The sequence below is a fragment of the Paracandidimonas soli genome, assembly GCF_004342005.1.
Lineage (GTDB): Bacteria > Pseudomonadota > Gammaproteobacteria > Burkholderiales > Burkholderiaceae_B > Paracandidimonas > Paracandidimonas soli.
In genome coordinates this window covers 258,576-271,420 of the sequence record NZ_SMBX01000002.1, presented here as the reverse complement: position 1 = coordinate 271,420, position 12,845 = coordinate 258,576, and the positions used below count along the sequence as shown (strand labels likewise).

At 61.8% G+C, this 12,845-nt stretch carries 10 protein-coding genes and 1 riboswitch; of the genes, 4 read left to right on the top strand and 6 right to left on the bottom strand.

Features of this window, described 5'->3' with window-relative positions; translation table 11 throughout:
• Positions 1-91: 91 nt before the first annotated feature.
• Complete coding sequence (locus EV686_RS04930; RefSeq protein WP_132474131.1) at positions 92-1,876, bottom strand: ABCB family ABC transporter ATP-binding protein/permease; 1,785 nt, start codon at positions 1,874-1,876, stop codon at positions 92-94.
• Positions 1,877-2,003: 127 nt separating this feature from the next.
• On the opposite strand from EV686_RS04930, the gene rfbD reads away from it, so the two are divergent.
• The 4 genes from rfbD to EV686_RS04910 all read left to right on the top strand — a co-directional run bounded on the left by rfbD (position 2,004) and on the right by EV686_RS04910 (position 5,764).
• Positions 2,004-2,897, top strand: coding sequence for a dTDP-4-dehydrorhamnose reductase (gene rfbD / locus EV686_RS04925; RefSeq protein WP_132474129.1), 894 nt, complete (start codon positions 2,004-2,006; stop codon positions 2,895-2,897).
• Between the two features lie 53 nt (positions 2,898-2,950).
• Positions 2,951-3,093: riboswitch (yybP-ykoY riboswitch) on the top strand.
• Positions 3,094-3,132: 39 nt separating this feature from the next.
• Positions 3,133-3,702, top strand: coding sequence for a manganese efflux pump MntP (gene mntP / locus EV686_RS04920; protein WP_132474127.1), 570 nt, complete (start codon positions 3,133-3,135; stop codon positions 3,700-3,702).
• A gap of 118 nt (positions 3,703-3,820) precedes the next feature.
• A complete protein-coding gene (locus tag EV686_RS04915) occupies positions 3,821-5,218 on the top strand; it encodes a nucleobase:cation symporter-2 family protein (protein WP_132474125.1) in 1,398 nt (465 codons plus the stop codon).
• Positions 5,219-5,221: 3 nt separating this feature from the next.
• Positions 5,222-5,764, top strand: a complete 543-nt coding sequence (locus EV686_RS04910) for a YaeQ family protein (RefSeq protein ID WP_132474123.1) — start codon at positions 5,222-5,224, stop codon at positions 5,762-5,764.
• Positions 5,765-6,096: 332 nt separating this feature from the next.
• On the opposite strand, the gene EV686_RS04905 is transcribed toward EV686_RS04910, so the two are convergent.
• The 5 genes from EV686_RS04905 to EV686_RS04885 all read right to left on the bottom strand — a co-directional run bounded on the left by EV686_RS04905 (position 6,097) and on the right by EV686_RS04885 (position 12,617).
• The gene (locus tag EV686_RS04905) at positions 6,097-6,555 is read right to left on the bottom strand and encodes a GatB/YqeY domain-containing protein (RefSeq protein WP_132474865.1); all 459 of its coding nucleotides are present in this window, start codon (positions 6,553-6,555) and stop codon (positions 6,097-6,099) included.
• Between the two features lie 164 nt (positions 6,556-6,719).
• Entirely contained in the window at positions 6,720-9,233 is a 2,514-nt protein-coding gene (locus tag EV686_RS04900; protein WP_243650746.1) for a TonB-dependent siderophore receptor, read from the bottom strand.
• A 257-nt stretch (positions 9,234-9,490) separates the two neighbouring features.
• Positions 9,491-10,513, bottom strand: a complete 1,023-nt coding sequence (locus EV686_RS04895; protein ID WP_132474121.1) for a FecR domain-containing protein — start codon at positions 10,511-10,513, stop codon at positions 9,491-9,493.
• 25 nt (positions 10,514-10,538) lie between these two features.
• A complete protein-coding gene (locus EV686_RS04890) occupies positions 10,539-11,108 on the bottom strand; it encodes a sigma-70 family RNA polymerase sigma factor (RefSeq protein ID WP_132474119.1) in 570 nt (189 codons plus the stop codon).
• A 420-nt stretch (positions 11,109-11,528) separates the two neighbouring features.
• Complete coding sequence (locus EV686_RS04885) at positions 11,529-12,617, bottom strand: alkene reductase (protein WP_132474117.1); 1,089 nt, start codon at positions 12,615-12,617, stop codon at positions 11,529-11,531.
• Positions 12,618-12,845 lie beyond the last annotated feature (228 nt).

Here is a 12,845-nt window from a genome sequence, read left to right as displayed (position 1 = left end):
GGCCGAATACTAGCACGGGCGGCCTGCCGTTCCTGGGCAAAGCGCCGGGCGCCGGAGCCCCTTGTTGTAAATTTGCAGCAACCGGTATCGCTCAGGCATCGTCCGACTGGCTGGCCTGCATGGCCCACATGCGCGCATAACGTCCGTTGCCCCGCATCAGCGTATCGTGCGAGCCGCGCTCCATCACCCTGCCGCCCTCCATGACGAGAATCTCGTCGGCATCCACCACGGTGGACAGGCGGTGCGCGATGATCAGCGTGGTCCTGTCCCTGGAAATCCGGCTCAGCTCATCCTGGATGGCTCGCTCCGTACGGGTATCGAGCGCGCTGGTCGCTTCGTCCAGGATCAGGATGGGAGGATTCTTCAGCAGGGTCCGGGCAATGGCGACACGCTGCTTTTCCCCGCCCGACAGTTTCAGCCCGCGCTCGCCCACCGGCGTATCGTAGCCCTGGGGCAGGCTCATGACGAACTCGTGGATGCTGGCGGCCTTCGCCGCCTGGATGATCTCTTCGCGCGATGCCAGCGGATTGCCATAGGCGATGTTGTACAGGATGGTGTCGTTGAACAGCACGGTATCCTGCGGCACGATGCCGATATGCCGGCGCAGGCTGGCCTGCGTCATGTCGCGGATATCCGTGCCATTGACACGTATCGCGCCCGAGCCTGCGTCGTAGAAGCGATACAACAGCCGCGACAGCGTGGATTTCCCCGCTCCCGAAGCGCCCACCACCGCCAGTGTCGAACCTGCCGGTATCGCAAAGCTCACGTCGAACAGGATCTGCCTGTCGGGGTTGTAGCCGAAATCGACGTGCTCGAATTCGACGCTGGCCGCATCCGCGCGCAGGCATGCCGCATCCGGCTTGTCGGCGACCTCTGCGCCCTGGTCCAGCAGGCCGAACATGCGCTCCATATCCGCCAGCGCATGCTTGATTTCCCTGTATACGAAGCCCAGGAAGTTCAAGGGTGTATAGAGTTGCGTCAGGAAGGCGGACACCAGCACCACGTCGCCGACCGACATCGTCCCCTCGACCACGCCGTCGGCCGACAGCCACAGCAGCAGGACGATGCCCGCCGAAATGATGGCGCCCTGCCCCATGTTGAGGAGGTTCAGCGACACCTGGTTGCGCACGGCGGAATCGACCCAGCGCTCCAGGTTGGCGTCATAGCGCTTCAGCTCATAGGCCTCATTGCCGAAGTACTTGACCGTCTCGTAGTTGAGCAAGGCGTCGATCGCCTTGCTGTTGGCCTTGCTGTCCAGGTCGTTCATGCTGCGGCGGTACACCATCCGTTTTTCCGTCACGACCAGCGTGAACACGATGTAGGCCAGGATCGTCCCCAGCGTGACCACGGCGAATGGCCATTCATAGCGCCAGAGCAGGATGGCTGCCACCATGACGATTTCCAGCAGCGTCGGCAGGATGCTGAACAGCATGAAGTTCAGCAGGAAGCCGATGCCTTTCGTGCCCCGCTCGATGTCTCGGCTCAGGCCTCCCGTCTGGCGATCCAGGTGGAAGCGCATGGAGAGCGACAGCAGATGCTCGAACACGCGCGTGGCGATGCGGCGTATGGCGCCCTGCGTCACGCGGGCGAACAGGGCGTCGCGCAGTTCGCCGAGCACTGTGGTCAGCAGGCGCGCCAGGCCATAGCCCAGCAGCGCGGCCACGGGCAGGACCAGCAGGCTGGGTGCTACGCCCAGCTGGTCGACGATATCCTTCAGGTACAGGGGCGCACTGACGCTGGCGACCTTGGCGCCCACCAGACAGGACATCGCCAGGATGACGCGCCACTTGAACTGCCAGACGTACGGCAGCAGCGACTTGATGGTCTGAAGATCGTTCCGGGAGACGGGAGAGGAAGCGGATGATGCTGGTTTCATGATGGCCGCATTGTACGTTGGAAGCCGCGGCGTCGCTTGAAACGGGGGCGCCGGGCCCTGCTGAATATCCTCCGTCCGGTGATACACTGCCCTGCATCCACTTGCCTTTCTTCTTACGGGTACCCGCATGCCAATTCTGCTTCTGGGAAAAACAGGCCAGGTCGGCCTTCAACTGCAACGCTCTCTTGCCCTGCTCGGCCAGGTCATCGCGCTGGATCGCAGCGAGGCGGATCTTTCGCAGCCTGACTCCCTGATGGCCATACTGGCGCGCCACAAGCCCAGCATCATCGTCAATGCCGCCGCCCACACGGCGGTGGACCGCGCGGAAAGCGACAGCGCCACGGCCCACGACGTGAACGCCCGCTCCGTCGGCGTGCTGGCCCAATATGCCGCCCGCCACGGCATCCTGCTTGTGCACTATTCGACCGACTATGTCTTCGATGGCAGCAAGTCCTCGCCTTATGTGGAAACCGACCCGACCAACCCCCTGAATGTCTACGGACAAACCAAGCTCGCCGGCGAGCAGGCCATTGCCGACAGCGGCTGCCAGTCGCTGGTGTTGCGCACCAGCTGGGTCGTGTCATCGCTGGGAAACAATTTCCTGACCACCATCCTGCGCCTGGCCCAGGAGCGCGAGCATCTGCGCGTCGTCTCCGATCAGTTCGGCGCGCCGACATCCGCCGAACTGATCGCGGATGCCAGCGCTCTCGCCATCCACGCCTGGCAGCAGCAGCGCCTGGCATGCGGCCTGTATCACCTGACAGCCTCGGGCTGTACCTCCTGGCACGGGCTGGCGGAGCATACCGTATGGCGCCTGCAGTCCGAAGGCGTGAAACTCGTCCTGAAATCAGAAAACATCGAGCCCATCGCCACCAGCGAATATCCGACGGCGGCCAAACGCCCGCTCAACTCGATCCTGTCCAGCGACAAGCTAAGCCAGGCATTGGGACTGCATCTGCCGGACTGGTCCTTTCACGTGGACCGCGCCATCGACCAGCTCGCAGCCAGCCGGGCGCCATAACCCGACTTCGCCAAGGGATATACCGCAATGCGGCATATGCCGTGCTAAACTCGCGCCTGTTCTTTGGGGAGTAGCCTGCTTCCGTCTCCGGAAGCGCCATCGTCAACATGCTTGGCCCACAAGGCCATGGCGATGGCATCATCCAGATTGGCAAGACCATCGACATATTCGCGCAGTCCTTTGGTCGGGCGCATGCGAATATGCCGTGGTAACCGCAGCCCGACCTGGAAGCCTCATGACTTTCGCCGCTACCATGCTCCTTGCCTTCGCCATGTCGACCGACGCCTTCGCCGCGTCCATCGGCAAGGGAGCCACGCTGCACAAGCCCCGTTTCGCCGATGCCATACGCATCGGCGCTCTGTTCGGCATCATCGAAGCAACAACGCCCGTCATCGGCTGGATGCTGGGCATGCTGGCCGCCAGCTATATTTCCGCCTGGGACCACTGGATCGCGTTCGCCATGCTTTCCTGTCTGGGCGCCGCCATGATCTGGCGCAGCTTCAGCCAGGAGGAACCGGAGCCGCCGCGCCCCGCGTCCAAGTCCGTCCGCACCCTGGCGCTGACGGCCGTCGCCACCAGCATAGACGCCATGGCCGTCGGCATCAGTCTTGCCTTCCTGGATGTCTCCATCATTCCGACCGCGCTGGCCATCGGCGCCGCCACCATGCTGATGACCACCATAGGCGTCATGCTGGGCCGCGCGCTGGGCGCGCTTGTGGGCCGCCGCGCCGAGCTGCTGGGCGGGCTGATCCTCGTCGGCATCGGTATCGGCATTCTCTATTCCCATATGCAATCCGTCGCCTGAGCCCGTTTCCCCGCCTGGCGGCGCCTTTTTACAACCGGGACGGGGGCGAAAAGATGACCCCAAGGCGGCTGGCGCAGTAGAATCTGCGTCTTTTGCATCTTTGCACGGACCTGCCAGCATGTCAGCCACCTCTTCGCCGCCCTCCGCATCCCGGGAGCCCAACGATCTCATCTACGGCCCGGAAGATTCGCCCCGCCCATTCGTGTCCCTGCTTGCGGCCTTCCAGCACCTGCTGGCCATCATCGTTCCCATCGTGACGCCGGGCCTGCTCATCTGCCAGGCCCTGGGCGTATCGCCGCGCGACACCAATATGATCGTTTCCATGTCGCTGGTCATCTCCGGGATTGCCACGTTCGTGCAATGCCGGCGCTTCGGTCCCTTCGGCGCCGGCCTCCTCATCGTCCAGGGCACCAGTTTCAATTTCGTCGGCCCGCTGATCGCGGGCGGCGCGCTGATGGTCAAGCAGGGAACCCCGGTGGAAGCAGTCATGGCGGCCATCTTCGGCGTCGTCATTGCCGGGTCCTTTGTCGAAATCGGCATTTCCCGCATTCTGCCGTTCGTCAAGCGCCTGATCACGCCGCTGGTGACCGGCATCGTGGTGCTGCTGATCGGCCTTACGCTGATCAAGGTCGGCCTGATCAGCATGGGCGGCGGCTTCTCCGCCATGGGCGACGGCACGTTCGCCAACCGCGACAACCTTATCCTGTCGGGCAGCGTGCTGGCCATCATCGTCATCCTGAACCGCATTCCTCTGGCCTGGATTCGCAGCGCCGCCCTGGTGATCGCCCTGTTGGCCGGCTATCTGATCGCAGGCTACATGGGGCGGCTGGATTTCACCGGCATGCATGAGGCCGCGCTGTTCGAGCTGCCTCGTCCGCTGCATTTCGGCCTGGGCTTTTCCTGGTCGCTGTTCATTCCCATGATCATCATCTACCTGGTGACTTCGCTGGAAGCCATCGGCGACATCACGGCGACCAGCAAGATCTCGCGCGAGCCCGTTGAAGGTCCCGTCTGGATGCGGCGCATCAAGGGCGGCGTACTGGTCAATGGCGCGAATTCTCTGCTGGCTGGCATTTTCAATACCTTCCCCAGCTCGGTCTTCGCGCAGAACAATGGCGTCATCCAGTTGACCGGCATCGCCAGCCGCCATATCGGCATGTGGATCGCCGCCATGCTGCTGCTTCTCGGCCTGTTCCCGACGGTCGCCGGAGTCATGCAGGCCGTTCCCGAGCCCGTGCTGGGCGGCGCCGCCATGGTCATGTTCGGCGCGGTTGCTGCGGCCGGCATCAATATTCTCGCCGGCATCCGCCTGGATCGCCGCGCGCTGCTGATCATCGCCGTGTCGCTGGCGCTTGGTCTGGGCGTGTCGCAGGTGCCGGAGTTCGTCGCACACATGCCGTCGGCCTTGCGCAATGTGCTGGAGTCGGGCGTGGCCACCGGCGGTATCTGCGCCCTGCTGATGAACTGGTTCCTGCCCGAGCTCGCGCAGGAAGACGCCGTACCGGAAGGAGCCTGAGCCATGGCGTTGCGCGCGACCGTCTACAAGGCGGAGCTCCATGTCGCCGACAATGACCGTGGCTACTATGGAAGCCACAGTGTCACGGTGGCTCGCCACCCATCGGAGACCGATGAGCGCCTGATGGTGCGCCTGCTGGCCTATGCGCTGTACGCCGATGCCGATGAGCGTCTGGCCTTCACGCGGGGGCTGAGCGAAACGGACGAGCCGGATCTGTGGCGCCAGGATCTGACTGGCGCCGTGGAGCTCTGGATCGAAACCGGGCTGCCGGACGAGCGGCGGCTGCTGAAGGCCAGCGGCCGTGCGGAACAGGTCGTTGTGTTCGCCTACGGGCGCAATGCGGAGCTGTGGTGGAAAGGCGTGCAGAACAAGGTTTCGCGCGCGCGCAATCTGAAGGTGTTCCTGTTGCCTGCCGAGCAGACGCAGGCTTTGGCGCAGCTGGCGCAGCGCAATATGACGCTGAACATGAATGTGCAGGATGGCACGGTCTGGGTATCCGGGGATGCTGGAGAGGCGTCAGTGGAGGTGATTGCGCGGGAAGACTGAGACGATGCGCCTTGCCGTTTGACACGCCCTCTTCTGTTTGAGGGCGTTTTCTTTTTTGCCGCACTTGTGCGCGTTCTTCTGGCTGCCTGTCGCGGTGCATGAGTGCTGCGCCTGTCGGCCTGGTTTGGCTCCGTCCGGAGCCAAACTTCCCCTGCGTCGGCTCGTCCGCGCCTCCGCGCTACCTTCGCCTGCACGCGGGCAGACCTCAAACGGCGCTGCACTCATGCACCACGACAGGCAGCTCACATCAGCGTAGCTTAAAGCACGCCAGGATGTTCTACTGTCAGATATATTCCCGCCTTGCCCTGGTTAGCAGCAAGACGGTTGGAAATTTAAAGCTTCGCCTTGACCTGTGCGGACACTGCGGACATGTCGGCGCGGCCTGCCAGCGAGGATTTCAGGATGGCCATGATCTTGCCCATGGCGGCGGGGCCTGTGGCGCCCTGCTCCTGCACGGAGGCGATTGCAGCATCGATGGCGGCTTCGACTTCCGCCGGATCGGCCGCCTTGGGCAGGTATTCCTGCAGTACCTGGATCTCGGCTTTTTCCTGCTCGGCGGTTTCCGTGCGGCCGGCCTGCTCGTAGGCGGCCACGGACTCGCGGCGCTGTTTTACCTGCTTCTCGATGATGGCGGTGACGTCGGCATCGCCCAGGTCCTTGCGCTCGTCGACTTCCTTCTGCTTGATGGCCGCCTGGAGCAGGCGCAGCGTGCCAAGGCGGGCGGTATCGCGGGCGCGCATGGCGGATTTGACGTCGTCGGAAATGCGGTCTTTGAGCGTCTGGCTCATGATGGAATCCTGGTAAGTCCAAAGCGCCATTTTACGCGATGCCAAAGCGCGAAGCCAATGCGCATCACCCTCCGGGATGTGCAGAAACCTGCGCCCGGCAGCCTGCCTGATCAACCCCGCGCTTGATCTCGCCGTGAACAACAAGGATCAGGCGCATTGGGGCTTGGTCACAGCTGATAGTTCAAGGTCAGCATGAAATTGCGGGGTGCGCCGTAGCTGTTGCCACCCGTCGACCATCCCAGTCCCTGGTAATACATTTTGTCGAACAAATTATTCACGTTCAGACGCAGATCCAGTTTGTCATTGAACCGATAACCGGCATGCAGGCCAAAGATCGCATATCCCCCCTGCTGGATACGCTCATCATCAGAAGCGCGAATGCCGCTCTGCACGTAAAGCGAACCGCCTACACGCCAACGGCTATAGTCGCCCGGCAGACGATATGTGGTGGATGCCTTGAATTGATGACGGGGATAATCGGTATCGAACGGTTTGCCGACATTGGCCGGATCCGAATCGCGCACGTATTTTGCCGAAACATAGGTATAACCGGCTGTTGCCTGCCAGCCCGACATAAGCTCGCCGCTGACCTCCAGCTCGACCCCTTTGCTTTCCACTTCGCCGGATGCGCGCTGGCAATACCCCTGGATGCTGCCGGGGCAAGGATTCGGGCCGGACAAGTCGCTGATGGCGCGATTGCGCTGGTTGATCTGGAACACCGCCAGGCTGGTATTCAGGCGACCACCATAGTATTCCCCTTTGATGCCGAGCTCATAGTTGGTGCCTGTAATCGGCTTGAGCAGCTCATTATTGATATCCCGCTTTTCCTGAGGCAGGAAAATCTCTGTCCAGCTGGCATATACCGAATGACGGTCATCCAGGTCAAAGACCAGGCCAGCGTACGGCGTAATCTCTTGCGTGATTTTGTAGCCAGCGCCGGTCCCGTTGTTTTCATAGTCATACCAGCTCATGCGCGCGCCGATGATGACCGAAAGCGGATCGCTGAGACTGAAGCGCGCCGAACTATACAAACCTTTTTCACGCAAGGTGTATTGGTATGTCCAGCGATCCGGATTGATAGGTCCCGGCGCCTCTGCGGCATGCGGATCCCAGTTCCATGGATCCAGCGGCAAGGGGTTTGAGCGGATGCTCCAGTCACCATAGTTGTCATTGATGGCCTTGCGCTGGCTGACACCAACAACTGCCTCGTGAGTACGGCCAAACAAGTCGAAGGGGCCGCTCAACATGGCGTCGAGACTGGTCTGCGAATTGTCCAGCCAGTAAGCCTGGGTATTTTGTGTGAACGCGCCTTCGGACCCACCGATGGACGAGAACATCATGTCCAGTTTTTGCCAGCGTTTGACGGCGGAGAGGCGCGCTTTCCAGCCGTTGGCGAATCGATGGTCGATTTCGGCAAAAACGGTCGTATCGGTCTGGTTCCAGAAATCGTAGGCATTGCCCAGCGTGGTCGAACGCGGCAAGCCAAGCTGGCTGCCGTCGTCGCGTGTTGGGAACTCCTGATAACCGCCATCGTTCTCGTACTTGCGGTAGTGGGCTCCAAATGTCAGTGTTGTGCCAGACGCGATGTCGGCCTCAAGAATGCCGTACAGTTGCTGAGTGCGGTCATGCGCCACACTGTAGAAGTTGTCCTTGTCCTGCATGGCGAATACGGCGCGGCCCCGTAATGTCTTGGCTTTATTGAGCGCATCGGCGGCATCGAGCTGCAACTGGTAGTTGTCCCAACTGCCTGCGCTTGCCGTAAGGGATACCTGAGGCTCCGCTGTGGGCCGCTTGCGTACCAGGTTGATGCTGGCGGCAGGATTGCCGCTGCCACTGGTCAAGCCATTGGCGCCGCGCACCACTTCAATGCGATCATAGATGGCGAGGTCGGCATTGTCCGCATTGAAAGTACCGTTGGCGCCCATGCCTGTCGGCAAGCCGTCGAGCATCATGTTATCGACCGCGAAGCCGCGCGCGCTGAAGCTGCCCGAGTTGCCTGAGTAATAGCCCTTTTGCATCACCAGGCCGGTAATGCTCTGCACGGCATCATCCAGCGTGGAGATCCCCTGGTCCTCCATCTGCTGGCGCGTCAGCACACTGACCGACTGCGGGGTTTCGCGCGGCGACAGGCTCAGCCGCGTCGCCGTGGACATGGCGCGCGTGGTATAGCTGCCCGTGCCTTCGGTAGTTTCGCCCAGACGGCTGCCCGTTACCGTCACGGCCCCCAGCTGCGCAACCCCTCCGGAGGACGCTCGTGGAATCTCGCGCAGGCGATACGTACCTCCCGGCTCAGGAAGCGCCACCAGCCCTGTTCCCGCCAGCAGCGCATCCAGCGCTGCCTGCGGCGCGAGAGAGCCCGACAGGCCAGGACTGGTCTTTCCCCCGGCCAGTTCACCGGCTCCAGCCACAAGCACGCCCGACTCGCTCGCGAAGCGCGCGAGCACCGTGCTCAATGGGCCGGCCGGAATATCGTAGCGGCGAATATTTTGCTGCGAGGCCTGCACCGGCAAGACAGCTTGCGCTTGAGCGCTTGCCGGCCATGCCGACAAGACCAGCACGCTGCCGGCAAAGGCCAGCTGGATCAGGCTCGCCATCGGCGCCATGCGGAAACCGGGGCTGTTGCGGCTCGATGAAGAAAAGGCGACCGCTTCACGGGCGGTGCAAACAGAATGACGGGACATGACGGGCTCTGTTCCTTGGAAACTGGATGATCGGCGAGAACGTGTTGTCCGCATCGATCAACGCCGTCTCCTGGTCTGCAGCCGGCGGCATATGCCTGCGTTTGATTACGTTCTCATCAGGTATATCGAATGAACCGCCCAAAAGCGGAACCTGCACCGATGCGATATTCCAGATTTTTCGACGGGACGCAGCACGACCACGCAAGGGCCGCTTGGCCAGAGCCGCAATGGAAAGGAACGCGGCCGCCTTCCAGCACTCAGCGACTGCGGCCGGAGCCACCTGCCGGCTCGATACTGATCCACCAGGACAAGGTGCGCTTGATCCTGATGGGCAGAACCGCTTCGAGCATCGCCAAGGCCCGGTCGGGATCCGTGGCCGGATAGCTGCCGATGACGGGCAGATGCGCAACTTCGGGCGCAACGCCCAGATGGCCGCCGCGATAACGCTGCAGCTCGCGCGCAACCTCGGCCAGCGGTGTGTTTTCCGTAACGAGAATGCCGCGAGTCCAGGCCTCGCGCGCCGGATCGGCGGTCTGCGTGCCTGCCAGCGACTCATCCGTGAACCGAGTCTGCCGGCCTGCCCCGACGATACGGGTAACGCCGGATTCCGCCGTGCGCACTTCGACCGCCCCCTGATAGACGGCCAGCAGGGTTTCACTGCCATCGCGCCTTACAGTAAAGCGCGTGCCCAGGGCACGCAACCGCCCCTGGGGCGTATCGACAACGAAGGGACGGCCCGGATCCTCTGCTGTCTGTATCAGTATCTCGCCGGAAACCAGCGACAGACGGCGCAAGCGGTCGCCATAGTCCTGATTGAAAGCGCCGCCGGGGCCCAGCCAGACCTCCGAACCATCAGGCAGCGCAAGCTGGCGCACTTCTCCCATAGCGCTGCGGTGATCAGCGGACCAGGCCAGCGCAATGCTCGATAGCGGCGTATGACGCCATGCCGTCCAACCCGCCAGACCGCCCCCGGCCAGCATTCCCAGGCCCAGCAATACCTGACGGCGACGCGCCATGCGATGGTTTGCAGAGCAAAAACCCTTGACGGCAGCTTCGCGGTTGACGCTGGCCTGGATAGGCTCGAAGCGGCCGCTGATCCGCTCGACATAGCGCCAGGCTGTGCGATGCTCCTGCCTGCAATCGAGCCAGGCCTGCCATCTCACGCGGTCCTCGGCAGAGGCTTCGCCAGACCGCAACAGCGCAAACCACTCTGCGGCCTGCTCCAATGCCTGATGCGATGGCTCGGGCGATCCGGCGAGGAGAAGATCGGACGCTGTCATGGGAGCTACTGGCGGAAGCGACACATCAAGCCGAGTCAGACAAGGCTGCACCGGAAAGCGGCATGGACAATGGCGACTCGCCCGCCACCCGCCGAGCCTCCAACTGGAGACAACACAACATGGCATGGGTCACGTACCTGCGCACCATGCGGGCAGAAACGCCCAAGGCCTCGGCGACTTCCCTGTCGGTCATTTCATAGGCCATCGCCATGATGAAGGCATTGCCGGCCTTCACGGGCAGACTGCGGATCATGCCGTCGATCTCATGCAAGGCTTCCAGCACGATGGCCTGATGCTCGGCTGACGGCGCCAGCGCCTCGGGGCGAGCGGCCAATTCTTCCAGCCATGCCTGCTCGATCTGACGGCGTCGCCACAGATCGACGCACATGCCGTTGGCCATCGTCCGCAAATAGACGCGCGCCTCCGGCTCGCTGCCGAAATGGCGCGGCTTGTGGAGCAACCGCAAAAAGATGTCGTGCGCCAAATCAGCCGCATCCGACGAATCGCCCAGCCGGCGACGCAACCATCCCTGCAACCACCCATGATAGTTGTGATACAAGGATTCCAGGTCCGGCGAAAATGCCTTGGTTTGCACAATGATTCCAGTCGTATTCGCTTATTCAATACAACGGATCAAGTTGAATTAAATAAGAATCATTCTCAATTATGATGAAAATACGATAGTTTTGCAACAACCACTTGCTCGCAAAGAAAGCGTCAAGGTCCAAGACGCCCCTCAAGGCAAACCACGTCCCGCCTTCCAGCCAGCAGCGTTTACAGCCACACAAATGCAAGCTGTCCGTTGCGGCGAATGGCAGTGGCGCCGGCTTGAGGCCCGCCCGCGTGCAGGCGAAGGCAGCACGGACGTGCGGACGAGCCGACGCAGGGGGCATTTGGCTCCGGATGGAGCCAAACCGGGCCGATAAGGCGCCACTGCCATTCGCCGCAACGGACAGCCAGCAGAAAGAGAAGAGAGAAAAACGGGAGAAGAGAAAGAAAACCCAAGAATGGCGCTTCAGGCCACCCCGTCGCACGACTCCGTCATCACTTTGCAAGGCAGGCAAGGATAATCCGTATATCCCTTGGCCCCATCCGCATAGAACAAAGACGCATCCCAGTCGTTCAGCTCGGCGCCCTCGCGAAGCCGTCGCACCAGATCCGGATTTGCGATGAACGCACGGCCAAACGCCACCGCATCCATCCTTCCAGCCCGCAACGCCGCCCGCGCGCTTTCCAAGGTAAGGCCGTCATTCAGGATCAGGGTACCGTTATAGTTCTGACGCACGCCATTGGCATAGACCTCGCCACCGGCGGCCTGCCTGACAAATACGAATGCCAGCCTGCGCTGATTCAACGCGCGCGCCACACTGTTGAATAACGTAAGCGGATCCGAATCGCTCATGCCATGCACCGTGCCGCCCGGCGACAGATGGACTCCCACGCGTCCGCTGCCCCAGACACCGATACATGCATCCACGACTTCCAGCAGCAAACGCATGCGGTTCTGTATCGAACCGCCGTACTCGTCGCAGCGATGATTGCTGCCATCGTGCAGGAACTGATCAAGCAGATAGCCGTTGGCCGCGTGGATCTCCACGCCATCGAAACCCGCGTCCATCGCATTTCTCGCCGCCTGCGCGAAATCCGCAGCAATGCCTTGCATCTCTTCCAGATGCAGCGCCCTGGGCACCACGAAATTGCGCTGGGGACGCAGCAGATTCACCGTTCCCGGACAGGCGATGGCGCTGGGCGCCACGGGAATGCCTCCGTTCAGATGCTCCGGATCCGACACGCGGCCGACATGCCAAAGCTGCAGAAACATCCTGCCCCCCTTGTCATGTACCGCCTTGGTGATCTTCTGCCAGCCCTCAACCTGCGCGCGCGACCAGATGCCCGGCGTATTCGGATAGCCTACTCCCTGCGGCGACACACTGGTTGCTTCCGACAATATCAGGCCCGCAGACGCCCGCTGCGCATAGTAGGTGCGCATGAGCTCATTGGGAATGCGGCCCGGCGCGGCACGTGTCCGCGTCAATGGCGACATGACAATACGATTGCGCAATTCAATTGCCCCCAAATGCATGGGGTCAAACAGATCAGCCATAAAGCTATACCACCCGGCACGCGCAATGCCAATACCGGAATTTTAGAATCTATCAGGGTTTCCACTATACTGCACGACGCCTGATCGTGCATCTTTGTTACATATATCCCATTCGTACAGCAGGGAAAAGCACCGCACCTGAAAGCAGTCTGAATGAATGGGAAACACCCGCCCAGCATCTGCGCTAAACTGGAATATGCAGTATCGAGCGTACTGCATTTCAAGGAA